We start from the raw sequence: 25640 nt of genomic DNA, 5'->3' as shown, positions 1-25640 counted from the left end.
CCATCGGTGCCGGGGCTCTCGCTCGCGTGCCGGGCGCTTACGCCGCCGCGCAGTTCGGGCAGACGCCGCGGTACGTCACTTCCACGTCGGAGACCGTGAAGCCGAAGCGCTCCGTGTCGGGGAGGTCGGCCAGCGGGTTGCCGTTCGGGTGGACGTCGCGGATCGCGCCGCACTGGGCGCAGACCAGGTGGTGGTGCGGGCGGTGGGCGTTGGGGTCGTAGCGCTTGGCCCGCTTGTCCGTGGCGACCTCCAGCACCTCGCCGAGCGAGACCAGTTCGCCCAGGGTGTTGTAGACGGTCGCCCGGGAGATCTCGGGCAGCTTGGCGACAGCCCTGGCATGCACCTCGTCGGCCGTCAGGTGGACGTGTTCGCCGTCGAGGACCTCGGCCACGACACGGCGCTGCGCGGTCATCCGCCATCCACGTCCGCGGAGCCGTTCCAGAAGGTCACTCATGGGCACCAGCCTAGCAGCAGGGGAACCAGGTCCCGAATGGGTGTGACTTTGGATCTTTCCTTGTTTTGGACAATATCCATTCTAGGACCGAGATCGGTTTCGGCCAAGGGCAATCGGTCCGGCCGTGACGCGGGGGGCGCACGTGACGCAGGAGCCGCTTGCCACGGAGGTCGGTTGCCCGGCGGTCGGCGGTCGAAACGGCGGGTCCCGGGCGCCGGCGGACGCTCCGGCCCGTTCCGCGCGCCCCGCGGCGGCGCCCCCTAGGCCGGCACCTGCGCCGGTACGGGCCGGTCCGGTCGTCGCCGCGGCGCCCAGCAGCGGATGAGGTCGCGGACCGAGACGACGCCGACGGGCTCGCCCCGGTCGAGGACGATCAGGTGACGGAAGCCGCCGTGGTTCATGGCGGCGGCGGCCTCCTCCAGGGACCAGGACGGGGTGGCGAAGACGACGTCGGTGGTGGTGTGGGCGTGGACGCGCTCGGTGTCCGGGTCCTGGCCGAGCCCCACGGAGTCGAGGACGTCCCGCTCGGTGAGGATGCCGGTGCCGGTGCCGTCGGGGTCGAGGACCACGGCCGCGCCCACCCGGCGGGCGGACATCAGGGCGGCGGCCTGGCGGAGGGTGTGGGCGGGGCCGACGGTGAGGACCACGGTGCTCATGGCGTCACGGACGAGCATGGTGGGAGCCACCTCCTTCCGGAAACCGGGCGCTCGCGGACACCGCGTCCACGGACGGGGCGCCCGCTCGTGCACGGTTTCACAAGTTCACAAGTGGGGGGACCCTCAGAGTGGCAGGCAAGGCGGGGGGCAACAAGGGGGCGCGTGCGGCCGGCCGGGGCGCGCACGCGGGCCGGGGGAGACCCGGGGCGCCCCGGTCCGCACGCGGGGGAACCCGGGGAGAGGGGGGCGCGGTCCGGCCCCGGCCGGCGTCAGCGGCGCCGGCCGAGATACCCCAGCAGTTCGTCGTGCAGCAGGCCGTTCGACGCGGCGGCGTCGCCGCTGTGCGGTCCGGGACGGCCGTCGAGCCCGGTGAAACGGCCGCCGGCCTCGGTGACGATGATGGCGTTGGCGGCCATGTCCCACAGCGAGAGCTCGGGTTCGGCGCACACGTCGACCGACCCCTCGGCGACCATCATGTACGGCCAGAAGTCGCCGTACGCGCGCGTGCGCCACACCTGACGGGTGAGGTCGAGGAAGCCGTCGAGGCGCCCCCGCTCCTCCCATCCGCTGAGCGAGGAGTACGCGAAGGAGGCGTCGGAGAGCCGGGGGACGCGGGAGACCTGCAGCCGGGAGGCCGAGGACAGGCTGCGCCCGCTGAAGGCGCCTCCGCCCTTCGCGGCCCACCAGCGGCGGCCGAGGGCAGGGGCGGAGACGACGCCGACGACGGGCTGGTAACCGCCCTCACCGGCTTCCATCAGGGCGATGAGGGTGGCCCAGACGGGGACGCCGCGCACGTAGTTCTTCGTCCCGTCGATCGGGTCGATCACCCAGCGGCGCGGGCCCGTGCCCTCCACCCCGTACTCCTCGCCGAGCACCGCGTCCCGGGGCCGGGCGCGCTGGAGGTGGCCGCGGATGAGCTCCTCGGCGGCCTTGTCCGCTTCGCTCACCGGTGTCATGTCCGGTTTGGTCTCGACCTTGAGGTCGAGGGCCTTGAAACGGTCCGTCGTCGCGGCGTCGGCGGCGTCCGCGAGGACGTGGGCGAGACGCAGGTCGTCGAGGTAGTCGGGCATGCAACGAACGGTATCCGCCGAGGCGGGGGCGGGGCCACAGGGGGCTCGCGAACCCTTGACAGCCCCCGGGGGCGCGTCAAACCTGAACCGCAGGACCGGCCGCTCGCCCCGAGGGAGGCGATGATGCCCGCAGCGCGGGAATCTCTGCTGGACGCCGCCTGCGCGGCGCTGGCACGCAGGCCGTGGTCCGCGGTGCGGATGGTGGACGTGGCCGCCGCGGCCGGAGTCTCCCGGCAGACGCTGTACAACGAGTTCGGCAGCAAGGACGGCCTCGCGCGGGCCCTCGTCCGCAGGGAGGCCGACGGCTACCTCGCCGGCGTCGACCGCGCCCTCGCCGGTTCCGCCGACGTGCGCGACCGGCTGACCGCGACCGCCGAGTGGACGGCCTCCGCCGCCCGCGGGAACGCCCTGGTCCGCGCCATGCTCACCGGCTGCTGGAGCGAACGCCTGCCCGCCCCGGCCCTCGCACCCGCGCGGTCCGGCTCCGCCGTCCCCGCCCAGCGCCGCGCCGACGGCCCGCTGCCCTCGCCCACCGACTTCGTCGTCCTCGTCCGCGACCGTGCCGTCGCCGCCCTGGCGGGACCCGGCACACCCCGGACCGACGTCCTCGACCTCGCCCGCTCCTGCGAACTCGTGATCCGCCTCGCCCTGTCCTGCGTCGCCGCCCCACCGGCCGAGGGCGGCGTGGCCGACCTGGTCCGCAGCGCCCTGCGCCGGCAACCGGTGCCGTAGGGCCGGCGCCGCGGGACCGGTGTGCCGTGGCACCGCGCCGCGGGGCGCGAACGCTCAGTGCGCCGACCCCGACAGCTGCAGACCGATCACCCCGACGATCACCAGCGTGATCGACACGATCTTCAGCGTCGACACCAGGTCGCCGAGGAACACCATCCCGTAGACGGCCGTACCCGCCGCACCGATCCCCGTCCACACCGCGTACGCCGGGCCCACGTCCAGCTTCTTCAGCGCCAGGGTCAGCAGCCCGAAGCTCCCCAGCGCGAACGCGCAGAAGGCGATCGTCGGCCACAGCCGGGTGAAGCCGTGCGACAGCTTCAGGCACACGGCGAAACCGGTCTCGAGCAGCCCGGCCACGATGACCAGCAGCCACGCCATGTGTCGTCCTCCCGTGTTCTCGCCACGCACGGTGACCGCTTCGCCGGGTTCGACGGGTTCGGGTCCGGCTGGGTGCGATTATGCACTTACCGTCCGCATGCCCGGACAAACAACGCGGGGGCCGCTTTCCCGGAGCGCGCCCCCGGCCCCGCGCCTCAGTCGCCTTCCGGCTGCTCCCGCGTCGCCAGCAGCCGCCGCAGCGAGTACAGCCGCGCCGGGTCCGCGTGGCCCCCGGCCACCCACGCGTCCAGCGCGCAGTCCGGCTCGTCGTGGCTGCAGGCGCGCGGGCAGCCCTCCGTGCCCGGCTCCAGGTCGGGGAAGGCGTGGATGACCCGGGAGGGATCGACGTGGGCGAGCCCGAAGGACCGCACGCCCGGGGTGTCGATCACCCACCCGTCCGCGCCCGACAGCGGCAGCGCCAGCGCGGAGGTCGTCGTGTGCCGGCCCCGCCCCGTCACCGCGTTCACGTGTCCCGTCGTGCGCCGTCGGTCCTGCGGCACCAGCGCGTTGACCAGTGTCGTCTTGCCGACCCCGGAATGTCCCACGAACGCCGTGACCCGGCCGTCCAGCTGCTCGAGCACCCGCTCGGCCGCCGTGCCGCTCTCCAGTTCGGCGCGGCTGGTGACGACGTACGGGATGTCGAGGTCGCCGTACAGCTCCAGCAACTTGTCGGGCGGCGCGAGGTCCGACTTGGTCAGCACCAGCAGCGGCGTCAGCCCTCCGTCGTACGCCGCGACCAGGCAGCGGTCGATCAGCCGCGGACGGGGTTCGGGATCGGCGAGGGCGGTGACGACGGCCAGCTGGTCGGCGTTGGCGACGACGACCCGCTCGTAGGGGTCGTCGTCGTCGGCGGTACGGCGCAGCACCGACGTGCGCTTCTCGATGCGCACGATCCGCGCCAGCGTGTCCTTCTTCCCGGACAGATCGCCGACGATCGCCACCCGGTCACCGACCACCGCCGCCTTGCGGCCCAGCTCGCGGGCTTTCATCGCCACCACCGTCCGGTCCTCGACGAGGCAGGTCAGCCGGCCCCGGTCGACGGTGAGGACCATGCCCTCGGCCGCGTCCTCGTGTTTGGGCCGGATGTGGGTGCGCGGCCGGTTGCCCCTGCGGTTGGGGCGCGAGCGGATGTCGTCCTCGTCGGTGTGCTTGCCGTAGCGGCGCATGGTCGTGTGCCCCTATGCCCCGAGCATCCCGGTCCACAGCTCGGGGAAGTCCGGCATGGTCTTCGCCGTGGTCGCGACGTTCTCGATCCGCACCCCCTCGACCGCCAGGCCGATGACCGCGCCGGCGGTGGCCATGCGGTGGTCCTCGTAGGTGTGGAAGACCCCGCCGTGCAGCGGGCGCGGGCGGATGTGCAGGCCGTCGGCGGTCTCGGTGACGTCGCCCCCGAGTTCGTTGATCTCCTTGGTGAGCGCGGCCAGGCGGTCCGTCTCGTGCAGCCGCAGGTGGGCCACGCCGCGCAGGGTGGACGGCGAGTCCGCGAGCGCCGCGACGGCCGCGATGCCCGGCGTCAGCTCGCCGACCTCGCCGAGGTCCACGTCGATGCCGTGGACCGACCCGGAACCGGTGAACACGAGCCCGCGGTCGGTCAGCTCGCAGGAGCCGCCCATCTCGGTGAAGATCTCCCGCAGGCGGTCGCCGGGCTGGGTGGTCCGGGCCGGCCAGTCGGGGATGACGACCCTGCCGCCGGTCACCAGCGCCGCCGCCAGGAACGGCTGGGCGTTGGACAGGTCCGGCTCGACGGTCAGGTCCCGGCCGAGCAGGGCGCCCGGGGTGACCCGCCAGACGTCGGGCTCGCCGCCCGACTCCGGGGTGTCGACCTGGGCGCCGACCGCGCGGAGCATGTCGACGGTCATGCGGATGTGCGGCAGGGAGGGCAGCGCCGAGCCGGTGTGCCGGACCTCGACGCCCTGGTTGAAGCGCGGCGCGGACAGCAGCAGGGCGCTGACGAACTGGGAGGACGAGGACGCGTCGACCGAGACCGTGCCGCCGTCCAGGGCGCCGCCGCCGTGCACGGTCATCGGCAGCGCGCCGCGGTCGTCGTCGTCGATCCGGGCACCCAGGTGGCGCAGCGCGTCGATGACGCCGTTCAGGGGACGCTCGTAGGAGCGCGGGTCGCCGTCGAAGCGGACGGGGCCGTCGGCCAGCGCGGCGACCGGGGGCAGGAACCGCATCACCGTGCCGGCGTTGCCGACGTCGACGGTGGCCGGACCGTGCAGGCCCGTGGGCAGCACCCGCCAGGCCTCCCCGGTGCCGTCCGGCCCCACGCCCTCCTCGATCTCGACCCCCATGGCCCGCAGCGCGCCCGCCATCAGCAGGGTGTCGCGGGAGCGCAGCGGGCGGCGCAGCCAGCCCGGCTCGGAGGCGAGGGCGGCGAGCACGAGGGCACGGTTGGTGACCGACTTGGACCCGGGCACGTGGACCGTCGCGTTGACGGCTCCGCTTGCGTGCGGGGCGGGCCAGGGGGCGGTGGACGCGGGGTTAACGGTCATGCGCCCCACTTTAGTGGGCGGCGGTGGATCGGGTGCGGCAGCGTTGTGGCTGGTCGAGCCCCGGGGCGGAGCCGTGCGCGACCCGGCCGCACGCCCCGTCCGGCGGTCACAGCCCCAGCAGCCAGCGGCCCCCGCCGACCAGTGAGCACAGCGACACCGCGTGGAACAGGAGGAACCACACCCCCGCCGGCGCGTGCGTCAGCCGGGACAGCTGGTCCGCGTCCGAGTCCCCCGCGCCCCCGCGCGCCCGCTTGGCCTGCAGTTCGAAGGCCGGGCGGACCCCGCCCAGCAGCAGGAACCACACCACGGCGTACGCGAACGCCGCCTGCACCTGGGGACCGGTCAGCCAGGACACGGCCACGAACGTGCCGCCGGTGAGCAGCACGGTCAGCGCCCCGTACGCGTTGCGGATCATCACCAGCATCGCGACCAGCAGCACCGTCGCCAGCCACAGCAGCAGGGTGATGCGCCCGGCGCCGAGCAGTGCGGCGCCGCCCAGGCCCAGCAGCGGGGGAGCGGTGTAGCCGGCCGCCGCGGTCAGGATCATGCCGATGCCGTGCGGTTTGCCGCGGCTGACGGTCAGGCCGCTGGTGTCCGAGTGCAGGCGTATGCCGGTCAGGGTGCGGCCGGTGAGCAGGGCCACGAGCCCGTGGCCGCCCTCGTGGGCGATGGTGATGGCGTTGCGCGAGAGGCGCCACGGCCCGTGCGGCACGACGACGACGAGCGCGGCGGCCAGAGTGGCGACGACCACCCACAGGTCCGGATCGGGCTGGGTGCCGGCGATCTCGTCCCAGAGGGAGGCGAGCGAGGCGGACGCGGTGCTGACCATGCTGGCGGTGCTCTCCCTGTGTTCCCGTCGGTTTCCCGCTGCCTGCGCGTGCGGAGTCTGGCAGTGTTGCACGTATGTGCGGACGGTATGCAGCGAGTCGCAGTGCCGAGGAACTCGCGGGAATCTTCGAGATCGAGAAGTGGGAGCCGGAGGAGACCCTGGGACCCGACTACAACGTGGCCCCCACCAAAGAGGTCTACGCCGTGCTCGACCGCCCCCTGAAGGACGTGGACGACCCGCGGCCGGTCCGGCAGCTGCGCAGGCTGAAGTGGGGCCTGGTCCCCTCGTGGTCGAAGACGCCCGAGGGCGCGGCCCGGATGATCAACGCACGCGCGGAGACCGTCCACGAGAAGCCGTCCTACCGGCGTGCCTTCGCCACCCGGCGCTGCATCCTGCCCGCCGACGGCTACTACGAGTGGGTCACCGGCAGGCAGGAGCGGGAGCTGGAGGTCGAGGGGAAGAAGAAGCGCCCCCGCAAGCAGCCGTACTTCGTGACGCCGGCGGACGGCTCGGTCTTCGCGATGGCCGGGCTGTACGAGTTCTGGCGGGACCGGACCCTGCCGGACGACCACCCGCGGGCCTGGTGGGCGACGTGCTCCGTCATCACCACCGAGGCGGAGACGAGCCCGCTCGCGGCGTCCCCGGAGGACGGCCCGCGCACCCTGGCCGAGATCCACCCGCGGATGCCGCTCATGCTCACGCCGGACCGCTGGGACGGCTGGCTGGACCCCTCCCGCACGGAGGCGGAGGACGTGCGCGGCCTCCTCGCCCCGCCGCCCCCCGGACTGATGCGCGCCTACCCGGTCGCCACGACGGTCAGCAACGTCCGCAACAACGGTCCGGAGCTGCTGACGGAGCTGGCCGCGCCGGAGGAGGGCACACTCTTCTGACGTGACCCCCGAAACCCCCGAAGCCCCCGGCGCGGCCACCGGCCCCGTCGCGCCCGCCGGAAGCACCGAGACCGTCGGGACGGACGCCGGCCCCGCCCGCGTCACCTGGCACCGTGCCGGGCGCGGCGCGCGCCTGGTGCTGGCGCTGGGCCACGGCGCCGGTGGCGGCATCGAGGCCCGCGACCTGAAGGCCCTCGCCGGCGTCCTGCCCGCCCACGGGGTGACCGTGGCCCTCGTCGAACAGCCCTGGCGCGTGGCCGGCAAGAAGGTGGCCCCGGCGCCGAAGACCCTGGACGCCGGCTGGCGCGGCGTCTGGCCCGCGCTGACCGGGCCCGGCCTGCCGGTGATCGCGGGCGGGCGCAGCGCGGGGGCCCGCGTCGCCTGCCGCACGGCCCGCGAGCTGGGCGCCCGTGCCGTGCTCGCCCTGAGCTTCCCCCTGCACCCGCCGGGCCGGCCCGAGAGGTCCCGCGCCGACGAGCTGCTCGGCGCCGGGGTGCCCGCCCTCGTCGTCCAGGGCGGCAACGACCCGTTCGGCAGGCCCGGGGAGTTCCCCGGGTGGGAGCGGGGCCGCCCGCAGGGCGGCGGTGCGCGGGTGGTGGTGGGGGACGGGTGGGAGTACGAGCTGGTGGAGGTGGCCCACGGCGATCACGGCTTCGCCGTGCCCGGGCGGGCGGGCGTCACACAGGAGGAGGCCGTGGCGGTCGTCACGGACGCGGTCGTGCGGTGGACCGGCTCCCTCGGGTGAGGACCCCTCGGCGCGGGGCCGGGAATGCCCGGACCCCCCGCGCTGTTGAGGCGGACGTACGTGCCGGTCACCGGCACCGCCGTCGTAGGAGAGGAAGTCCCCGCATGGGTTCCACCTTCTGCCCGGGGCGCAGCAGCCGCGCGGACCTCGACTGGACCGTGCTGCACGCGGCCAGGACCGTCCCCGTTCGGGCGGCGGGCGGACCGGATCGTCGTCTATCCTCCGATTCGGGTGGGACCGGTCTCGGTCTCACGACAACTCTGGAGGAGGTGGGTCCGGTTCCCGGTACCGACGCAGGGACCGAACACGGCCAGGCGGAGCAGCCCGAGGGCCGGGGCAGCAGCACGGGCGCGGAGTCGGCCGCGGAGCGCAGCGCGCGCTTCGAGCGGGACGCGCTCGAGTTCCTCGACCAGATGTACTCGGCCGCGCTGCGCATGACGCGCAACCCGGCCGACGCCGAGGACCTGGTGCAGGAGACGTACGCCAAGGCGTACGCGTCCTTCCACCAGTTCCGCGAGGGCACCAACCTCAAGGCGTGGCTGTACCGGATCCTCACCAACACCTTCATCAACTCGTACCGCAAGAAGCAGCGCGAACCCCAGCGCAGCGCGGCCGAGGAGATCGAGGACTGGCAGATCGCGCGTGCCGAGTCGCACATGTCCACGGGTCTGCGCTCCGCGGAGTCGCAGGCGCTGGACCACCTGCCCGACTCGGACGTGAAGGAAGCGCTCCAGGCGATCCCCGAGGAGTTCCGCATCGCCGTGTATCTCGCGGACGTCGAGGGCTTTGCCTACAAGGAGATCGCCGACATCATGGGGACACCCATCGGCACGGTGATGTCCCGGCTGCACCGGGGCCGTCGTCAACTGCGCGGCATGCTCGAGGACTACGCCCGCGAGCGCGGGCTGGTCCCGGCCGGCGCCGGAGAGTCGAACGAAGCGAAAGGCTCGGGGTCATGAGCTGCGGAGAGCCGCACGAGACGGATTGCAGCGAGGTCCTTGACCACCTCTACGAGTTCCTCGACCGTGAAATGCCGGACACCGACTGCGTGAAGTTCGAGCAGCACTTCGAGGAGTGCTCGCCGTGTCTGGAGAAGTACGGGCTCGAGCAGGCCGTGAAGAAGCTGGTCAAGCGGTGCTGCGGGCACGACGACGTGCCGGGCGACCTGCGGTCCAAGGTCATGGGGCGGATCGAGCTGATCCGCTCCGGCCAGGCCGTGCCCGAGCAGGACGTCACCGCCGCACCGGCGCCGTCGGCCGCACCGGCCGCACCACAGGAGTCCTGACGCCCCGGCCCGCGTCCCCGTGGGGCCCGCGAGCGCCCCGCACGGGGGTCGCCGTCACTCGTACGTGCTAATCCGCGGGTCATCGACCCGTGGCGGCGCCCCTCGCCGTCCTAGGCTCCAGAGCCTGACAGGCGGGGCGGGTCGAGCACGGCGGGCACGGTCGGGGAGGGGCTCATGGAGGCGTTACCGGGACGGGCCCGTGCGCTGGTCGCCGGTGTCGCCCTGGCGGGCCTGTCCTGTCTGCTGCCCCTCCCGGACACCCCCGCCCTCTGGTGGGCGGTCGCCCTGCTCGCCGCCCTGTACGGAGGCTGCGAACTCCTCGCCCGGTCGCGCCTCGTCGGCACCCCGCACCCGGGCGGCGCCTTCTACCCCGTCCTGCTCGCCGGGGCCTTCGTCCTGCCGCCGTCCGCCGCGGCGCTGGCCGTCCTGCCCGGGGCGCTGCTCGTGCCCCTGGCGCGGCGGCCGTACCCGGTCCGGCGGCTCTGGCGGGCCGGCCGGCTGGTGCTCGCGGTGTGGGCCGCGAGCCGGGTCCACCGGGCGGCCGGCGGCCGGGAGGCGGTGGCGGGTTGCGACGTCCCGCTCGCGCTCGGGACGGCCGGGGCCGCGGTGCTGGTGTTCTGCCTGGTGCTCACCCTGCTGGACGGCGCCGTCCCGGCGCTGACGGCGGGTGTGCCGCTCCGGCGCGGGGAACGGGCGGCGGGGCCGGTCGCCCGGTGGCGGCTGTTCCTGCGGTCCCTGGCACCGATCACCGTGCACGGCCTCGCCGGACTCATGATGGCCCTGCTGTGGCGCAGCCCCTACGGTCCCGTGGCCGCGCTGCTCGTGCTGCTGCCGATGGGCGTCTCCTGGTGGGCGTTCGCCCAGTACCACCGGGAACGGGCCGCGCACCAGGCGACGATCCGCGCGCTCGTCCAGGCCGTCGACATCAAGGACGGGTACACCCGCGGGCACAGCGAGCGCGTCGGGCAGGCGTCCATGATGATCGCGCGGGAGCTGGGGATGGACGACGAGCGGGTCGAGGTGCTGCGGTTCGCGGGCATCCTGCACGACGTCGGCAAGCTCGGCGTGCCCACCCGGCTGCTCACCAAGGACGGCCCGCTCACCCCCGAGGAGCGGCGGGTGATCGAACTGCACCCCGAGTACGGGCACGAGATGGTGCGGGGGATCTCCTTCCTGGGCGAGGCCCGGGAGGCGGTGCTGCACCACCACGAGCGGCTGGACGGCACCGGTTACCCCTACGGGCTGGCGGGCAGTCAGATCCCGGAGTCCGCACGGGTGGTCGCCGTCGCCGACGCCTTCGACGCGATGACCTCCACCCGCTCCTACAGCCGGGCCCGGCCCGTGCCCGTGGCCCTGAAGGAGCTCCAGCGGTGCGCGGGGTCCCACTTCGACCCGCGGATGGTGGCCGCCCTGGTGCAGGTGATCGGCCGGGCCGGATGGCGTCCCGCGGTGACCGCCGACGACGCGCGCGCCGTGCCCGCGCCCGCCGCCCCGGTCACCGGCCGGCCCGGGGCACGACGGTGAGGCCCGGCCTCCACGTCCTCGTCCACGCGTGCGCCGCCGTCCTCGCCGCCGGCTCCCTGGTCAGCACCCTCCACCACGGCGTCGAGGAACGCGGCACCGCCCTCGCCTTCGGACTGCTCGTCACCGTCGGTGAGCTCACCCGGCGCAACGGGACGGGCATCAGGCAGGCCGCGCCGCTCGCCGCCGCCGGGTCGCTGTCGTACGCGCTGCTCGGCGAGGCCGGCGGCCGGCCCACCCACCACGGCGCCGCCCAGGTCGTCACCGTGGTGCTCGCCGCCTCGCTGCTCGGCAGCGTGCCGCACGTCGGGCGCGGCCACGGCCCCACCCTCGACCCGCTGGCCCGCCGGGTGCTGACCGTCGGCTTCGTCGCCGTCTGCTTCCAACCCCTGTACAGCCGGGGCACGTTCGACGACTGGAGCGGGCCGGCCCACGCGCTGCTGCTGCTCGCCCTGCTCCTCCTCACCGCGCTGTGCGACACCGTGCTCGCCGCCGCGCTGGCCCGCTCCCGCACCGGATGGCCCTTCCCGCCGATGCTGCGCGACGAGCTGCGGTCCGTGCCGGGCATCGGGGCCGCCGTCGTCGCGACGGGCGCGGTGATGGCGCTCGGGGTCGCGGTCGTGGGGCTGTGGGCGCTGCCCGTCTTCTCCGTACCGCTGCTGCTCGCACAGTTGTCCTACCGGCGGTACGCCGCCGTGCGCGCCACCTACCGGCAGACCATCGCCTCCCTCGCGCGGGCCACCGAGATCGCCGGGTACACCCCGGCCGGGCACGCCCACCGGGTCGCGGCGCTCGGCCAGGCGGTGGGCCGGGACCTCGGGCTGACCGAGCCCGAGCTGACCGTGCTCGAGTACGCGGCCCTCATGCACGACATCGGCCAGCTCAGCCTCGTCGACCCGGTCCCCGCGGGCGCCACCGCCGGTCTGCCGGCCGCCGATCAGCGGCGGATCGCCCTGCTCGGCGGCGCGGTCGTGCGCCAGACCGGGGTGGACCCCCGGGTGGCCCGGATCGTCGAACGGCAGGCCGACCCGTACCGGGAGCAGCCGCTCGCCGCGCGCATCGTCCGGGTGGTGAACGCGTACGAGGAGAAGTCCCGGGAAGGAGGGCCGGGCGGGCCGCTGACCGCGCTGGAGGAACTCCGGCTGGCGACCGCCGGGGAGTACGCCCCGGAGGTGGTCGAGGCGCTGGCCCGGGTGCTGTCGCGGAACACGGAGGTGGTACGTGGGTACCGGAGTCGAGCACCGCGTGCGTCCGGCGGCCGGGCGGGGCCGGAGCCGTGAACGGGACTGTCTGACCCCGCCCGGGGATGGGTAACCCATGGGTAATGAGCGCCTCTCCGGCCGTACGTGGTTGGATGCGAGGAAGAGGGTGTCCGGGGGCGCGGAAAGACACGGCCAGCCCACCGCACGGAACTGGCAGGCGGGAATCGTGAGGATCTTCGGCAAGGGACGGCACCGGCCCTCCGCCTCCTGGCGGCAGGCCACGGACCGCGCGTTCACGCTCATCGGCGACGGCCGGTACGAGGACGCGGGCGCGCTGCTGACACGGGCCGCCGATCTGGAACCCTGGCTGTCGGAGTCGTGGTTCAACCTGGCCCTGCTGCACAAGTTCCGGCACGACTGGGAGCAGGCGCGCGCGGCCGGCCTGCGGGCGGTCGCGCTGCTCGACCGGGACACCGGGGCCCCCGACTGGTGGAACGTCGGCATCGCCGCCACCGCCCTGCAGGACTGGCCGCTGGCCCGGCGGGCCTGGCAGGCCTACGGGCTCAAGGTCCCCGGCCCGGCCACCGACTCCGGCGAGCCCCTCGGCATGGACCTGGGCAGCGCGGCCGTACGGCTGTCCCCGGAGGGGGAGGCCGAGGTCGTGTGGGGGCGGCGGCTCGACCCCGCCCGGATCGAGGTGCTGTCCATCCCGCTGCCGTCCTCCGGGCGCCGCTGGGGCGAGGTCGTGCTGCACGACGGCGTGCCGCACGGGGAGCGGAGCACGGCCGCCGGGCACACCTACCCGGTCTTCGACGAGATCGAGTTGTGGGCTCCCTCCCCGGTGCCGACCTGGGTGGTGCTGCTGGAGGCCGCGTCCGAGGCCGACCGGGACGCGCTGGAGCAGCTGGCCTCCGACGCCGGTTTCGCCGCCGAGGACTGGTCGTCCTCCGTGCGGCTGCTGTGCCGGATGTGCTCGGAGTCCCGGATGCCGTCCGACGAGGGCGAGGGCGAGCACCTCGACCCGCACGACCACAGCGAGCCGGGGCACCCGGGGCCGCTCGGCCACCGCACCGACGGGCAGTCGTGGGTGCCGGAGCGCGAGTGCGGCGTGGCCGCGCCGGCGTCGCTGGTCCGGGGCCTGCTGGACGGGTGGGTGGCGGACAGTCCGGACTCACGGGACTGGCGGGACCTGGAAGAGGTCTGCTAGCGCGCGGGCCCGCACACCGGTCGCCGTACCCTGTATCAGCACCACACCCCATGTTTTCCAGGAAGGCACACGTCGGTCATGGCTCAGCAGGACACCGATCAGCAGCACGCGGGCGTGCTCCCCGTCGACGACGAGGGGTACGTCATCGACACGGAGGACTGCGAGGAGCGCGAGGCCGCCTACCGCGAGCGCGGCACCTCCCGTCCGATCACGGTCGTCGGCAATCCGGTGCTGCACAAGGAGTGCAGGGACGTCACGGAGTTCGACGACGAGCTGCGCCGGCTGGTCGACGACATGTTCGCCAGCCAGCGCACCGCCGAGGGCGTGGGCCTGGCCGCCAACCAGATCGGCGTCGACCTGAAGGTCTTCGTCTACGACTGCCCGGACGACGAGGGCGTGCGCCACGTCGGCGTGGTCTGCAACCCGAAGCTGGTCGAACTGCCCGCCGAGAAGCGCCGGCTGGACGACAGCAACGAGGGCTGTCTGTCGGTGCCCACCGCGTACGCTCCGCTGGCCCGCCCCGACTACGCCGAGGTGACCGGTCAGGACGAGTGGGGCAACCCCGTCAAGGTGCGCGGGACCGGCTACTTCGCACGCTGCCTGCAGCACGAGACCGACCACCTCTACGGCTCCCTCTACATCGACCGGCTGTCCAAGCGGGAACGCAAGGAGGCGTTGCGGCAGATGGCCGAGAACGAGCCGCGCTACCCCGTGGTCGCCAACGACTGACGCCCCGGCCGCCGGGGCCGCCGCCCCTCAGCCCGCACGGCGCCCGACCGGGCTCGTCCCCGGACCGGGCGCCGTTCGTCTGTCCGTCATGTGTTCGATGCCGTATCGGCCCGTTCTGATCCCGAATCAGACACGCCGGGGGGAATCCCGGCGACCGGGGGCAGTGAAAGAGGCAAATCCATTCCCAGAACGGTCAGTTGTGGTGCTGAATGGAGGTACGGGGATGTGCACCGGCGCACGCGTGGTGCGGGGGGCGGGCGCGTGCGGCAACTGGCGGCTGAGAGGGGATTGTTCGTGCATGCTTTGACACACGGCACCACATCGACACCGACCACCATCGCGGTTCCACCGGCGCTGTCCCTTCCGGTGATCGAGGCGGCGTTTCCCCGTCAACTCCACCCGTATTGGCCGAAGCTCCAGGTGACGACCCGCACGTGGCTGCTCGAAAAGCGGCTCATGGCGGCCGACAAGGTGGAGGAGCACGCCGACAAGCTGTGCTACACCGATCTCATGGCGGGCTACTACACGGGAGCCCCCGACGAGGTCCTGCAGGCGATAGCGGACTACAGCGCGTGGTTCTTCGTCTGGGACGACCGGCACGACCGCGACATCGTGCACGGCCGCCCCGCCGCCTGGCGGAGGCTGAAGGAGCGGCTGCACTCGGCCCTCGACGGCCCCGCCGACCACCTGGGTCACGAGGACCCGGTGGTGGCGGGGCTCGCGGACAGCGTGCAGCGGCTGTACGCCTTCCTGTCCGGCACCTGGAACGCCCGGTTCGCACGACACTTCCACGCGGTGATCGAGGCGTACGACCGGGAGTTCCACAACCGCACGGAGGGAATCGTCCCCACCGTCGAGGAGTATCTGGAACTTCGCCGGCTGACCTTCGCGCACTGGATCTGGACCGATCTCCTGGAACCCAGTGCGGGATGTGAACTCCCGGACGCGGTGCGGAAGAACCCGGCCTATCGGAGGGCGGCGCTGCTCAGTCAGGAATTCGCCGCCTGGTACAACGACCTGTGCTCACTTCCGAAGGAAATAGCGGGCAATGAGGTGCACAATCTGGGAATCAGTCTCGTCGCTCACGAAGGACTGACGCTCGAAGAAGCCGTCGTGGAAGTGAGGCGCCGCGTCGAGGAATGCATCAGCGAATTCCTGGAGGTGGAGAAGGAGGCGTTACGGTTCGCCGACGGCCTCGACGACGGCACGGTGCGAGGAAAGGAAATGAGCGCCGCCGTGCGCTCCTGCCTCGGCAACATGCGGAACTGGTTCAGTTCCGTCTACTGGTTTCACCACGAGTCCGGTCGGTACCGGGTCGACAGCTGGGACGACCGGTCCACGCCCCCGTACGTCGACAACGAAGCGGCAGGTGGGAAATGACCATCGAGTCGGTGGAACCCGGAGCGTCCGCGGCGACCGGATCGCGTGTCCCGCCGTTGGCCGGCGGCGGTGTCCCCGTCCTCGGCCACGGCTGGGAGCTGGTCCGCGACCCGCTCGCCTTCATGACCCGGCTGCGTGACCACGGCGACGTCGTGCGCCTGAAGCTGGGACCGAAGACGGTGTACGCCGTCACCACCCCCGCCCTCACCGGGGCGGTGGCGCTGAGTCCCGACTACATCATCTCCGGCCCGCTGTGGGAGTCCCTGGAGGGCCTGCTCGGCAAGGAGGGCGTGGCCACCGCCAACGGCCCGCTGCACCGGCGCCAGCGCCGCACCGTCCAGCCCGCCTTCCGGCTCGACGCCCTCCCCGCCTACGGCCCGGTCATGGAGGAGGAGGCGCACGCCCTGACCGAGCGGTGGTCCTCCCTGCGGACCGTCGACTGCACCGCCGAGGCCTTCCGGGTCGCCGTGCGGGTCGCGGCCCGCTGTCTGCTGCGCGGCCGGTTCATCGACGGACGGGCGGAGCGGCTGTGCGCCGCCCTGACCACCGTCTTCTGCGGGATGTACCGGCGGATGGTGGTGCCGCTGGGGCCGCTGTACAAGCTGCCCTTTCCGGCCAATCGAGAATTCAACCGGGCATTGGCCGATATGCATCTCCTCGTCGACGAGATCGTGGCCGAGCGCCGCGCATCCGGTCAAAAGCCGGACGATTTGCTGACGTTGTTGTTGGAGGCGAAGGACGACGACGGGGACCCCGTGGGGGAACAGGAGATTCACGACCAGGTGGTCGCGATACTCACGGCCGGCAGCGAGACGATCGCGTCCACGATCATGTGGCTGCTCGAACTGCTCACCGCACACCCGGAACACGGGGACAAGGTGCGCGACGAAGTGGAAGCCGTGACCGGTGGGCGCCCGGTGGCATTCGGGGACGTCCGCGATCTCACGCACACCAACAATGTCGTCGTCGAGGCAATGCGTCTGCGCCCGGCCGTCTGGATTCTGACCCGCCGGGCGGTGACCGAAACGGAACTCGGTGGCTACAGCATTCCGGCCGGGGCGGACATCGTCTACAGCCCGTACGCGATCCAGCGCGACCCGAAGTCGTACGAGCGCCCTCTGGAGTTCGACCCCGACCGGTGGCGTCCGGAACGTTCGAAGGACGTTCCGAAATACGCCATGCGGCCCTTCAGCGTGGGCAACCGCAAGTGCCCGGGCGACCACTTCTCGATGGCCGTGCTGACGCTGATCACCGCGGCGGCGGCCACCCGGTTCCGCTTCGAGCGGGCGGCCGGTTCGGACAGCACCACGCGCGTCGGCATCACACTGCGCCCGAACCGGCTGCTGCTGAGGCCGGTCGCGCGGTGAGACCGGCCGCCGGCGGGCGTTCAGGCGGCCTCGGGGCCGCGGAACGTCCGCCGGTAGGCGTGCGGTGTGGTCCCCACGGTGCGGACGAAGTGGTGGCGCAGGGCGGCCGCGTCGCCGAAGCCGGTGCGGCCCGCGATCGCGTCCACCGTCTCGTCCGTCGCCTCCAGCAGGTGCTGGGCCAGCAGGACGCGCTGGCGCAGGATCCAGCGGTAGGGCGTGGTCCCGGTCTCCTGCCGGAAGCGGCGGGCGAAGGTGCGCGGGGACATGTGGGCGAGGGCGGCCAGCTGCTCGACGGTGACCTCCTCGTCGAGGTGCCGCTCCATCCACACCAGCACCTCGGAGACGGTGTCGCCCCCGGGCCGCGGCAGCGGGCGTTCGATGTACTGGGCCTGGCCGCCGTCGCGGTGCGGGGGCACCACCATCCGCCGGGCGATCTTGTTGGCCACCTGGGGGCCCTGCTCCTTGCGCACCAGATGCAGACAGGCGTCGATGCCGGCGGCGGTGCCGGCGGAGGTGATCACCGGGTCCTCGTCGACGTAGAGCACATCCGGCTCGACGGTCAGATGGGGGTACTGCCTGGTCAGGTCCTGGGCGTGACGCCAGTGGGCGGCGGCGCGGCGGCCGTCGAGGAGTCCGGCGGCGGCGAGCACGAACACCCCGGAGCAGACGCTGAGCACCCGGGCGCCCCGGTCCACGCCCCGGCGCAGGGCGTCCAGCAACTCGGGCGGGAAGTCCCGCGACTCGTAGCGGGCGCCGGCCGGCACGGCGATGAGGTCCGCCGTCTCCAGGCGCTCCAGGCCGTGCTCGACCTGGAGGGTGAAGCCCGTGTTGCTGCGCAGCGCGCGGCCCTCGGCCGAGGCGACGGCGAAGTCGTAGACCGGCAGGCCCTCGTCGCTGCGGTCGGTGCCGAAGACCTCGCAGACGACGCCGAGCTCGAAGGGGTTCACACCGTCGAGGAGGACGGCGGCCACGTTCCGGAGCATGGCTCCAGTGTGCCCCGTCCGTGGCAGTAAATCGAGGGTGTACGGCAGTCCTGCCACTGCCGGTAAGGAGCGTACGGCGCGACAGTGGTGTCCATGGATACGACACACCTGCAAGCACTGTTCGGCATGCTGGCCGTTCTTGGCCTGCTGGTCCTGATGGTCCTCCCCGCCGTGACCGGCATCGTGCGCGACCGGTGGATCGACCGGCAGATCAGGCGGGCGGAGACGGGCCGTCCCGTCGCGCCGGCCCGCGGGGGCGCCCCCGCCGCGCCGGAGCGCACGGCGCGGGACGCCACGCCGTCCCGCACCCCGCGGGACACCGCCCCGCACCGCACCGCGCGGGCGGCGTGAGGCGGGGCGGCGTCCGGCCGGCCCTCCGGAGAACCCCGGAGGGCCAAGGACCCCCGGAGGGCGGAGAACCCCTAGAAGTCCTCGTCCAGGTCGACCGTGCCCTCCACGGCGACCTGGTACGCGGACGGGCGCCGCTCGAAGAAGTTCGTCAGCTCCTGGACGCCCTGGAGCTCCATGAAGGAGAACGGGTTCTGGGAGCCGTACACCGGAGCGAAGCCCAGCCGGACCAGGCGCTGGTCGGCGACGCACTCCAGGTACTGCCGCATCGACTCGGTGTTCATGCCCGGCAGCCCGTCACCGCACAGGTCGCGCGCGAACTGCAGCTCCGCCTCGACCGCCTCCCGCAGCATGTCGGTGACCTGCTGCCCCAGCCGCTCGTCGAACAGCTCCGGCTCCTCCTTGCGGACGGTGTCGACCACGTCGAAGGCGAACGACATGTGCATCGTCTCGTCCCGGAAGACCCAGTTGGTGCCGGTCGCGAGGCCGTGCAGCAGGCCCCGGCTGCGGAACCAGTAGACGTAGGCGAACGCCCCGTAGAAGAACAGTCCCTCGATGCAGGCGGCGAAGCAGATCAGGTTGAGCAGGAAGCGCCGGCGGTCCGCCCGGGTCTCGAGCCGGTCGAGCTTCTCCACCGAGTCCATCCACCTGAAGCAGAACTCGGCCTTCTCCCGGATGGAGGGGATGTTCTCCACCGCCGCGAAGGCGGCCGCCCGGTCGTCCGGATCGGGCAGGTAGGTGTCCAGCAGGGTCAGGTAGAACTGGACGTGGACCGCTTCCTCGAAGAGCTGCCGGCTCAGGTAGAGCCGCGCCTCGGGGGAGTTGATGTGCTTGTACAGCGTCAGCACGAGGTTGTTCGCCACGATCGAGTCGCCGGTGGCGAAGAACGCCACCAGCCGGCCGATCAGGTGCTGCTCGGCGGGGCTCAGCTTCGCGAGGTCGGCCACGTCGGAGTGGAGGTCGACCTCCTCCACGGTCCAGGTGTTCTTGATGGCGTCCCGGTAGCGCTCGTAGAAGTCGGGGTAGCGCATGGGGCGCAGCGTGAGCTCGAAGCCCGGGTCGAGCAGGTTCTGGGTACGGGTGGTGCTGGTCGTCACTGGCAGGCCTCGCAGGACTCGGGGTTCTCAAGGGAGCAGGCGACGGCCTCGTCGGGGGCCGGCTGCCGTGCGGGGACGGTGGTCTGGTTCTGGGGCTGGGCCTGCGCGGCGCGGGCGATGCGGGTCGCCGGGCGCGAGCGCAGGTAGTACGTCGTCTTCAGGCCCTGCCTCCAGGCGTACGCGTACATCGAGGAGAGCTTGCCGATGGTCGGCGTCTCCATGAACAGGTTCAGCGACTGCGCCTGGTCCAGGAACGGGGTGCGGGCGGCGGCCATGTCGATCAGCGAGCGCTGCGGGATCTCCCACGCCGTGCGGTACAGCCGGCGCACGTCCTCGGGGATCCAGGCGAAGCCCTGCACCGAGCCGGCCGCCTCGCGCAGCGCCTCCCGGGTGCGCTCGTCCCACACGCCCAGCCGCTTCAGGTCGCTCACCAGGTACGAGTTCACCTGGAGGAACTCGCCGGACAGCGTCTCGCGCTTGAACAGGTTGGACACCTGCGGCTCGATGCACTCGTACGCGCCCGCGATCGAGGCGATGGTGGCGGTGGGCGCGATGGCCAGCAGCAGGGAGTTGCGCAGGCCGGTGGAGGCGATCCGCCCGCGCAGCGCCGTCCAGCGCTCCGGCCACGTCAGGTCCACGTCGTAGTGGTCGGGGTGCAGCACGCCCCGGGCGGTGCGGGTCTTCTCCCAGGCGGGCAGCGGGCCCTTGGCCTCGGCCAGGCCGGCGGAGGCCTCGTAGGCGGCGAGCATGATCCGCTCGGCGATCCGGGTGGACAGGGCCCGGGCCCCGGGCGAGTCGAAGGGCAGGCGCAGCCGGAAGAAGACGTCCTGCAGACCCATCACGCCGAGGCCCACCGGGCGCCAGCGGGCGTTGGAGCGCTCCGCCTGCTCGGTCGGGTAGAAGTTGATGTCCACGACCCGGTCGAGGAACGTGACGGCGGTGCGCACGGTCGCGTCCAGCCGTTCCCAGTCGAGGTCCCCGGCCGCCGGGTCGACGAACGCGCCGAGGTTGACCGACCCCAGGTTGCAGACCGCCGTCTCCCCGTCGTCGGTGACCTCCAGGATCTCCGTGCAGAGGTTGGAGGAGTGGACCACGTGGCCCGGCGTCGCCGTCTGGTTCGCCGTCCGGTTGGCGGCGTCCTTGAAGGTCATCCAGCCGTTGCCGGTCTGCGCGAGGGTGCGCATCATCCGGCCGTACAGCTCGCGGGCGGGGAGGGTCCTGCGGGCCAGTCCCTTCTCCTCGGCGGCCCGGTAGGCCGCGTCGAACTCCTCGCCCCACAGGTCGACCAGCTCCGGCACGTCCGCCGGGGAGAACAGCGACCACGGGCCGTCGGCGTCCACCCGGCGCATGAACTCGTCCGGCACCCAGTGCGCGAGGTTCAGGTGGTGCGTGCGGCGGGCGTCCTCACCGGTGTTGTCGCGCAGCTCCAGGAACTCCTCGACGTCGGCGTGCCAGGTCTCCAGGTAGACCGCCGCCGCGCCCTTGCGCCGCCCGCCCTGGTTCACGGCGGCGACCGAGGAGTCCAGCGTCTTCAGGAACGGGACGATGCCGCCCGAGTGCCCGTTGGTGCCGCGGATCAGCGAACCGCGGGAGCGGATGCGGGAGAAGGACAGGCCGATGCCGCCGGCGTGCTTCGAGAGGCGGGCCACCTGGTGGTAGCGGTCGTAGAGGGAGTCCAGCTCGTCCGCGGGGGAGTCCAGGAGGTAGCAGGACGACATCTGGGGGTGCCGCGTACCGGAGTTGAACAGGGTGGGGGAGGAGGGCAGGTAGTCCAGGCGGCTCATCAGCCCGTACAGCGCGGCGACCCCGTCCACCGACCGGGCGCCGTCGTCCTCGGCGAGGCCGGCGGCGACGCGCAGCAGGAAGTGCTGCGGCGTCTCCACGACCCTGCGGGTGATCGGGTGCCGCAGCAGGTACCGGCTGTGCAGGGTGCGCAGGCCGAAGTAGCCGAAGCGGTCGTCGGCCCGGGGGTCGATCAGCGCGTCGAGCCGGTCCGCGTGGAGCCGGACGAACGCGGCGGTGCGGTCGGCGATCAGGCCCTCGCGGTGCCCGGTCGCGACGGACTCGGTGAACGTGGTGACGCCCTGCGAGGCGGCCTCGGCGCGGATGCCGATGGTCAGCAGCCGGGCGGCGAGCCGGGAGTAGGCGGGGTCCTCGGAGATGAGCCCGGCCGCGGCCTCGGTGGCCAGCTCCCGCAGCTCCGCCTCGTCGGCGCGGGCGGACCGGCCGCGCAGCGCGGCGGCGGCGACCCGTCCGGGGTCCGTGTCGGGCAGGTCGGCGGTCAGCTCGGTCAGGGTCCGCAGCAACGCGGCACCGGGGCCGTCGCTCCGCTCGGTCGTGTCGGCCGCTGAGGCCGGATCGGCTGGCGCGATGGTCACGTGGGGCTCTCCCTCGCTCGGCACGGGGCCTCGTCGAGGGCAGGGGGCAGCACACGAGCGCACGCGGCGTCGCGTCCACCGGCCCATTCCACGAGGCCCGGACGTCCACGCACCCGGACCGGACGGCCGGGCGCACTGTCGGCAGGTCCTCGGACTGAAGCCCGTGCACACCGCGCGAGGACGCGGGCGGGCACGGGTACACCGTTGCGGGACAGTTCCGGATTCGCACCGGATTCCCCTGCGGCGACAGCGAGCATGAGCATACATCTTGTGCCGGGCGCTGTCGGCAGGCCCATATCTTGTGTCTCGGCGGTGTCAGAGTGCCAATTCGTAGGTGAGGAGGGTGAGGTCGTCCAGGTCCGGTACGGGATTCCAGTCGCGCTCGGGGGTGCGGACGAAGCCCAGCCGCTCGTAGAGGCGGTGGGCGGCGTGCATGGTGCGCTGGGTCGACAGCACGATCCGGGTACGACCCCCGACGGCCCGCGCCCGGTCGACGCAGGCGCGGACGAGGGCCTCCCCGGCGCCGCGGCCCCGGGCCGCGCGGGCGACCGCGAGCATCCGGATCTCGGCCTCGCCGGGCCCGGCCAGGTCGGCCATCGGCCCGCCGTCCGGTACGAAGGTCACCCCGCCCAGCACCCTGCCGTGCTCCGCGGCGACCAGCACCTCGGCGGCCGCCGCCCGCTTCGCCACGTCCCTCAGCTCGCCGAGGTACGCGTCGCCCTCCCCGAAGTCGAGCAGTCCGTCCCGGAGGTAGACCTGCGCGGTGATCTCACCGAGTTCCCCGTACTCGCCGGGCTCCGCCGGCCGGATGACGATGTCCATGGGGGCGAGTGTGCCCGACGGGTACGACGGCGGGCCGCCGGATTCCTCCGGCGGCCCGCGGTCTCGGGGACGGCGTCAGTGCGCGCTGCCCGCCGTGGCCGGCGGCAGCTCCACCCGGACGCCGGGGTCGCCCGCGTCCGCCGTGTAGTCCTCCGGCCTCGTCCGGTCGACGCCCTCGGGGGCCTTGACGGCCCTCAGGACGAAGGTCAGCACGACCGTCACCAGGACGTTGAGCACGAAGGCGGTGAGACCGATGTAGCCGATCTCGCCGATGCCCGGGATCTCCTTCGCCGAGCCGCCGAAGTGCTTCTGCGTCGGCGAGGCCACCCCGTACGCGGCGACCGTGCCGTAGACCATGCCGACCGCCCAGCCCCCGAGCAGCGCCCAGCGGTGGAACCAGCGGGTGAACAGGCCGCCCACCAGCGCCGGGAAGGTCTGCAGGATCCAGATGCCGCCCAGCAGCTGGAAGTTGATGGCGACCGTCTTGTCCATGGTCAGGACGAAGGCCAGCGCGCCCACCTTCACCAGCAGCGAGACGATCTTCGAGACCCTGGTCTCCTCGGCCGCCGTCGCGTCCGGCTTGAGGAAGTCCTTGTAGATGTTGCGGGTGAAGAGGTTCGCCGCCGCGATCGACATGATCGCCGCCGGCACCAGCGCGCCGATGCCGATCGCCGCGAAGGCCACGCCCGCGAACCAGGCCGGGAACATGTCCTCGAACAGCTGGGGGATCGCCAGCTGGCCGTTCTGCACCTTCACGCCCGCCGCGATCGCCATGAAGCCCAGCAGCGCCAGCAGACCCAGCATCAGGGAGTACAGCGGCAGGATCGTGGTGTTGCGGCGGATCACCTCACGGCTGCGCGAGGACAGCGTCGCGGTGATCGAGTGGGGGTACATGAACAGCGCGAGCGCCGAGCCCAGCGCCAGCGTGGCGTACGTCCACTGGCCCGCCTCGCCCGGTACCAGCGCACCGCGCGGCTCGCCCGTCGCCGGGTTGGTCTCGGCGAAGGCGGCGCCCGCCTCGGCGAAGACGTCGTCGAAGCCACCCAGCCTGATCGGGATGTAGATGATCGCCACCGCGATGACGAGGTAGATCAGCGTGTCCTTCACGAACGCGATCAGGGCGGGGGCGCGCAGCCCCGACGAGTAGGTGTACGCCGCCAGCACGCCGAAGGCGATCAGCAGCGGCAGGTCCTTGACGAACCAGTTGGTGTGCTCGCCGCCGCCGACGCCCATCACGTCCAGCACGGCCTGGATGCCGACCAGCTGGAGCGCGATGTAGGGCATCGTCGCCAGGATGCCGGTGAGCGCGACCGCCAGCGACAGCCCCTTCGAATCGAACCGGCCGCGCACGAAGTCGGACGTGGTCACGTAGCCGTGCTTGTGCGACACCGACCACAGACGGGGCAGGAAGGTGAAGATCAACGGGTACACGAGGATCGTGTACGGCACCGCGAAGAAGCCCGCCGCGCCCGCCGCGTAGATCGCCGCCGGCACGGCCACGAAGGTGTACGCGGTGTACAGGTCGCCGCCGAGCAGGAACCAGGTCACCCAGGTGCCGAACGACCGTCCGCCCAGGCCCCATTCGTCGAGGCTGTGCTCGTTCGCCGCCTTGCGCCAGCGCGCGGCCAGGAAGCCCATGACCGTGACGAGCACGAAGAAGAGGAGGAAGACGGCGAGCGCCACGCCGTTGACGCCGTCGTTCACCGTCCCGCACCGCCCTTCGAGGCCCTGCGGGCGCGCTGGTCACGCTGCCACAGCTGGTACGCGACCATCGTCAGCGCGGTCGAGAGGACCACCCATAACATCTGGTACCAGTAGAAGAACGGGATGCCGATGACGACGGGGTCGGTCCTCGCGTACGACCCGACCCACAGCATGGCCACGAAGGGTGCGACGAGACAGAGGGCGATGACGACGCGCACGGGCGTCACCACCGGCTCCCTGCCGGTTTCCGGGGCTTGCGACATCAGACGGTTCCGTCCCCTCACTGATCACCGGCGATCGTGCGCAGGAAATCTAGAGGAGGGAGCGGCGCGGTCGTAACCCCTCGTCGGGGCGAGGTGTTGTGAAGACCTCCCGGCCGGACGGCAGCGGTGGGGCGGTCCCCGCCGGGCGTCCGCCGCGCCGGGGCCCGGGGCTCACTCCTGCGGCCGCTTCAGCCGCGCGACGAACTTGTACCGGTCGCCCCGGTACACCGACCGCACCCATTCCACCGGTTGTCCGCCGCGGTCCAGCGAGTGCCGGGAGAGCATCAGCATCGGCAGGCCGACGTCCGTGCCGAGCAGGCCGGCCTCGCGCGGGGTGGCCAGCGAGGTCTCGATGGTCTCCTCGGCCTCCGCCAGGTGGACGTCGTACACCTCCGCGAGGGCGGTGTAGAGGGACGTGTACTTCACCAGGCTGCGGCGCAGCGCCGGGAAGCGCTTCGCGCTCAGGTGGGTGGTCTCGATGGCCATCGGCTCGCCGTTGGCCATGCGCAGCCGCTCGATGCGCAGCACCCGTCCGCCGGGTGTGATGTCGAGCAGTCCGGCGAGCCGGTCGTCGGCGGTGATGTAGCCGATGTCCAGCAGCTGCGAGGTGGGCTCCAGCCCCTGGGCGCGCATGTCCTCGGTGTAGGAGGTGAGCTGCAGCGCCTGCGAGACCTTGGGCTTGGCGACGAAGGTGCCCTTGCCCTGGATGCGCTCCAGGCGCCCCTCGACCACCAGCTCCTGGAGGGCCTGGCGCACGGTGGTGCGCGAGGTGTCGAACTCCGCCGCCAGGGTGCGCTCGGGCGGGACCGGGGTGCCGGGGGGAGCCGTCTCGGTCATGTCGAGCAGGTGCTTCTTCAGCCGGTAGTACTTGGGCACGCGCGCCGTACGGACCGCGGTCCCGCCCTCGTTCTCCGTACCGCTGACGTCGGTGCTCATGCTCTGCCTTCCCGGCTCCGCGTGCCGAAGCGACCGACACCCCATCGGCCACGGCTCACATCGTGGCACGGTCCGGGACGTGGCGTGCCCCGTACCCTCCGTGATCCCCCCTGTATACCCCTGGGGCCGGGGCTGGTCTAGTCCATGACCGGCCCGGGCCCCGGGGGCC

26 protein-coding genes and 1 riboswitch are annotated in these 25640 nt (G+C 72.7%); of the genes, 12 read left to right on the top strand and 14 right to left on the bottom strand.

Going from position 1 to position 25640, the window contains the following annotated elements:
* Positions 1 to 37 precede the first annotated feature (37 nt).
* The 3 genes from ACZ56B_RS13745 to hisN all read right to left on the bottom strand — a co-directional run bounded on the left by ACZ56B_RS13745 (position 38) and on the right by hisN (position 2180).
* Complete coding sequence (locus ACZ56B_RS13745) at positions 38 to 454, bottom strand: Fur family transcriptional regulator (protein ID WP_468789503.1); 417 nt, start codon at positions 452 to 454, stop codon at positions 38 to 40.
* 260 nt (positions 455 to 714) lie between these two features.
* Positions 715 to 1128: a CBS domain-containing protein gene (locus ACZ56B_RS13740; RefSeq protein ID WP_468789501.1), complete on the bottom strand. Its 414-nt coding sequence runs from the start codon at positions 1126 to 1128 to the stop codon at positions 715 to 717.
* A 251-nt stretch (positions 1129 to 1379) separates the two neighbouring features.
* Positions 1380 to 2180: a histidinol-phosphatase gene (hisN, locus tag ACZ56B_RS13735; RefSeq protein ID WP_468789499.1), complete on the bottom strand. Its 801-nt coding sequence runs from the start codon at positions 2178 to 2180 to the stop codon at positions 1380 to 1382.
* A gap of 120 nt (positions 2181 to 2300) precedes the next feature.
* On the opposite strand from hisN, the gene ACZ56B_RS13730 reads away from it, so the two are divergent.
* Complete coding sequence (locus ACZ56B_RS13730) at positions 2301 to 2912, top strand: TetR/AcrR family transcriptional regulator (RefSeq protein WP_468789497.1); 612 nt, start codon at positions 2301 to 2303, stop codon at positions 2910 to 2912.
* 54 nt (positions 2913 to 2966) lie between these two features.
* Here ACZ56B_RS13730 and ACZ56B_RS13725 read toward each other — a convergent pair whose 3' ends face one another.
* From ACZ56B_RS13725 to ACZ56B_RS13710, 4 genes are all read right to left on the bottom strand, one after another.
* Positions 2967 to 3290 carry a DMT family transporter gene (locus ACZ56B_RS13725; protein ID WP_468789495.1) on the bottom strand — a complete coding sequence of 108 codons (324 nt, stop codon included), beginning with the start codon at positions 3288 to 3290 and terminating at the stop codon, positions 2967 to 2969.
* 155 nt (positions 3291 to 3445) lie between these two features.
* The gene (gene rsgA, locus ACZ56B_RS13720) at positions 3446 to 4456 is read right to left on the bottom strand and encodes a ribosome small subunit-dependent GTPase A (RefSeq protein ID WP_468789493.1); all 1011 of its coding nucleotides are present in this window, start codon (positions 4454 to 4456) and stop codon (positions 3446 to 3448) included.
* A 12-nt stretch (positions 4457 to 4468) separates the two neighbouring features.
* Positions 4469 to 5785 (bottom strand): 3-phosphoshikimate 1-carboxyvinyltransferase, encoded by a 1317-nt coding sequence (aroA, locus tag ACZ56B_RS13715; protein WP_468789491.1) that lies wholly within the window; start codon positions 5783 to 5785, stop codon positions 4469 to 4471.
* Between the two features lie 106 nt (positions 5786 to 5891).
* Positions 5892 to 6614, bottom strand: coding sequence for a M50 family metallopeptidase (locus ACZ56B_RS13710; protein ID WP_468789489.1), 723 nt, complete (start codon positions 6612 to 6614; stop codon positions 5892 to 5894).
* A 74-nt stretch (positions 6615 to 6688) separates the two neighbouring features.
* On the opposite strand from ACZ56B_RS13710, the gene ACZ56B_RS13705 reads away from it, so the two are divergent.
* From ACZ56B_RS13705 to ACZ56B_RS13660, 10 genes are all read left to right on the top strand, one after another.
* Complete coding sequence (locus ACZ56B_RS13705; RefSeq protein WP_468789487.1) at positions 6689 to 7504, top strand: SOS response-associated peptidase; 816 nt, start codon at positions 6689 to 6691, stop codon at positions 7502 to 7504.
* 1 nt (position 7505) lies between these two features.
* Entirely contained in the window at positions 7506 to 8249 is a 744-nt protein-coding gene (locus ACZ56B_RS13700; protein ID WP_468789485.1) for an alpha/beta hydrolase family protein, read from the top strand.
* A 269-nt stretch (positions 8250 to 8518) separates the two neighbouring features.
* Complete coding sequence (sigR, locus tag ACZ56B_RS13695; RefSeq protein WP_468789546.1) at positions 8519 to 9208, top strand: RNA polymerase sigma factor SigR; 690 nt, start codon at positions 8519 to 8521, stop codon at positions 9206 to 9208.
* Positions 9205 to 9534 (top strand): mycothiol system anti-sigma-R factor, encoded by a 330-nt coding sequence (rsrA, locus tag ACZ56B_RS13690; RefSeq protein ID WP_468789483.1) that lies wholly within the window; start codon positions 9205 to 9207, stop codon positions 9532 to 9534. Before sigR ends, rsrA begins: the two co-directional genes overlap by 4 nt.
* A gap of 174 nt (positions 9535 to 9708) precedes the next feature.
* Positions 9709 to 11058: an HD-GYP domain-containing protein gene (locus ACZ56B_RS13685; protein ID WP_468789481.1), complete on the top strand. Its 1350-nt coding sequence runs from the start codon at positions 9709 to 9711 to the stop codon at positions 11056 to 11058.
* Positions 10971 to 12335: an HD-GYP domain-containing protein gene (locus ACZ56B_RS13680; RefSeq protein ID WP_468789479.1), complete on the top strand. Its 1365-nt coding sequence runs from the start codon at positions 10971 to 10973 to the stop codon at positions 12333 to 12335. Before ACZ56B_RS13685 ends, ACZ56B_RS13680 begins: the two co-directional genes overlap by 88 nt.
* A gap of 148 nt (positions 12336 to 12483) precedes the next feature.
* On the top strand, positions 12484 to 13464 hold the full coding sequence (locus ACZ56B_RS13675; protein ID WP_468789477.1) for a tetratricopeptide repeat protein: 981 nt from the start codon (positions 12484 to 12486) through the stop codon (positions 13462 to 13464).
* A gap of 78 nt (positions 13465 to 13542) precedes the next feature.
* Positions 13543 to 14193: a peptide deformylase gene (gene def / locus ACZ56B_RS13670; RefSeq protein WP_468789475.1), complete on the top strand. Its 651-nt coding sequence runs from the start codon at positions 13543 to 13545 to the stop codon at positions 14191 to 14193.
* Between the two features lie 294 nt (positions 14194 to 14487).
* Entirely contained in the window at positions 14488 to 15573 is a 1086-nt protein-coding gene (gene cyc1, locus ACZ56B_RS13665; protein ID WP_468789473.1) for an epi-isozizaene synthase, read from the top strand.
* The gene (locus ACZ56B_RS13660; protein ID WP_468789471.1) at positions 15570 to 16940 is read left to right on the top strand and encodes a bifunctional albaflavenone monooxygenase/terpene synthase; all 1371 of its coding nucleotides are present in this window, start codon (positions 15570 to 15572) and stop codon (positions 16938 to 16940) included. The genes cyc1 and ACZ56B_RS13660 overlap by 4 nt, the downstream gene beginning before the upstream one ends.
* A gap of 20 nt (positions 16941 to 16960) precedes the next feature.
* On the opposite strand, the gene ACZ56B_RS13655 is transcribed toward ACZ56B_RS13660, so the two are convergent.
* Positions 16961 to 17923 carry a GlxA family transcriptional regulator gene (locus ACZ56B_RS13655; RefSeq protein ID WP_468789469.1) on the bottom strand — a complete coding sequence of 321 codons (963 nt, stop codon included), beginning with the start codon at positions 17921 to 17923 and terminating at the stop codon, positions 16961 to 16963.
* 93 nt (positions 17924 to 18016) lie between these two features.
* On the opposite strand from ACZ56B_RS13655, the gene ACZ56B_RS13650 reads away from it, so the two are divergent.
* Positions 18017 to 18274 (top strand): hypothetical protein, encoded by a 258-nt coding sequence (locus tag ACZ56B_RS13650; protein WP_468789467.1) that lies wholly within the window; start codon positions 18017 to 18019, stop codon positions 18272 to 18274.
* Positions 18275 to 18345: 71 nt separating this feature from the next.
* Here the strand turns inward: ACZ56B_RS13650 and ACZ56B_RS13645 are convergent, their stop codons facing one another.
* The 6 genes from ACZ56B_RS13645 to ACZ56B_RS13620 all read right to left on the bottom strand — a co-directional run bounded on the left by ACZ56B_RS13645 (position 18346) and on the right by ACZ56B_RS13620 (position 25471).
* The gene (locus tag ACZ56B_RS13645) at positions 18346 to 19302 is read right to left on the bottom strand and encodes a ribonucleotide-diphosphate reductase subunit beta (RefSeq protein WP_468789545.1); all 957 of its coding nucleotides are present in this window, start codon (positions 19300 to 19302) and stop codon (positions 18346 to 18348) included.
* A gap of 62 nt (positions 19303 to 19364) precedes the next feature.
* On the bottom strand, positions 19365 to 21746 hold the full coding sequence (locus ACZ56B_RS13640; RefSeq protein ID WP_468789465.1) for a ribonucleoside-diphosphate reductase subunit alpha: 2382 nt from the start codon (positions 21744 to 21746) through the stop codon (positions 19365 to 19367).
* Between the two features lie 123 nt (positions 21747 to 21869).
* Positions 21870 to 22009, bottom strand: a riboswitch (cobalamin riboswitch).
* 52 nt (positions 22010 to 22061) lie between these two features.
* Positions 22062 to 22568: a GNAT family N-acetyltransferase gene (locus ACZ56B_RS13635; RefSeq protein ID WP_468789463.1), complete on the bottom strand. Its 507-nt coding sequence runs from the start codon at positions 22566 to 22568 to the stop codon at positions 22062 to 22064.
* 75 nt (positions 22569 to 22643) lie between these two features.
* Positions 22644 to 24272 carry a monocarboxylate uptake permease MctP gene (gene mctP / locus ACZ56B_RS13630; RefSeq protein WP_468789461.1) on the bottom strand — a complete coding sequence of 543 codons (1629 nt, stop codon included), beginning with the start codon at positions 24270 to 24272 and terminating at the stop codon, positions 22644 to 22646.
* Positions 24269 to 24535, bottom strand: coding sequence for a DUF3311 domain-containing protein (locus ACZ56B_RS13625; RefSeq protein WP_468789459.1), 267 nt, complete (start codon positions 24533 to 24535; stop codon positions 24269 to 24271). The genes mctP and ACZ56B_RS13625 overlap by 4 nt, the downstream gene beginning before the upstream one ends.
* 171 nt (positions 24536 to 24706) lie before the next feature.
* Positions 24707 to 25471, bottom strand: a complete 765-nt coding sequence (locus ACZ56B_RS13620) for a GntR family transcriptional regulator (protein WP_468789457.1) — start codon at positions 25469 to 25471, stop codon at positions 24707 to 24709.
* Positions 25472 to 25640: the final 169 nt, after the last annotated feature.

The organism is Streptomyces sp. NPDC034670 (genome assembly GCF_055574875.1).
This window is presented reverse-complemented; position numbering and strand designations above follow the sequence as displayed.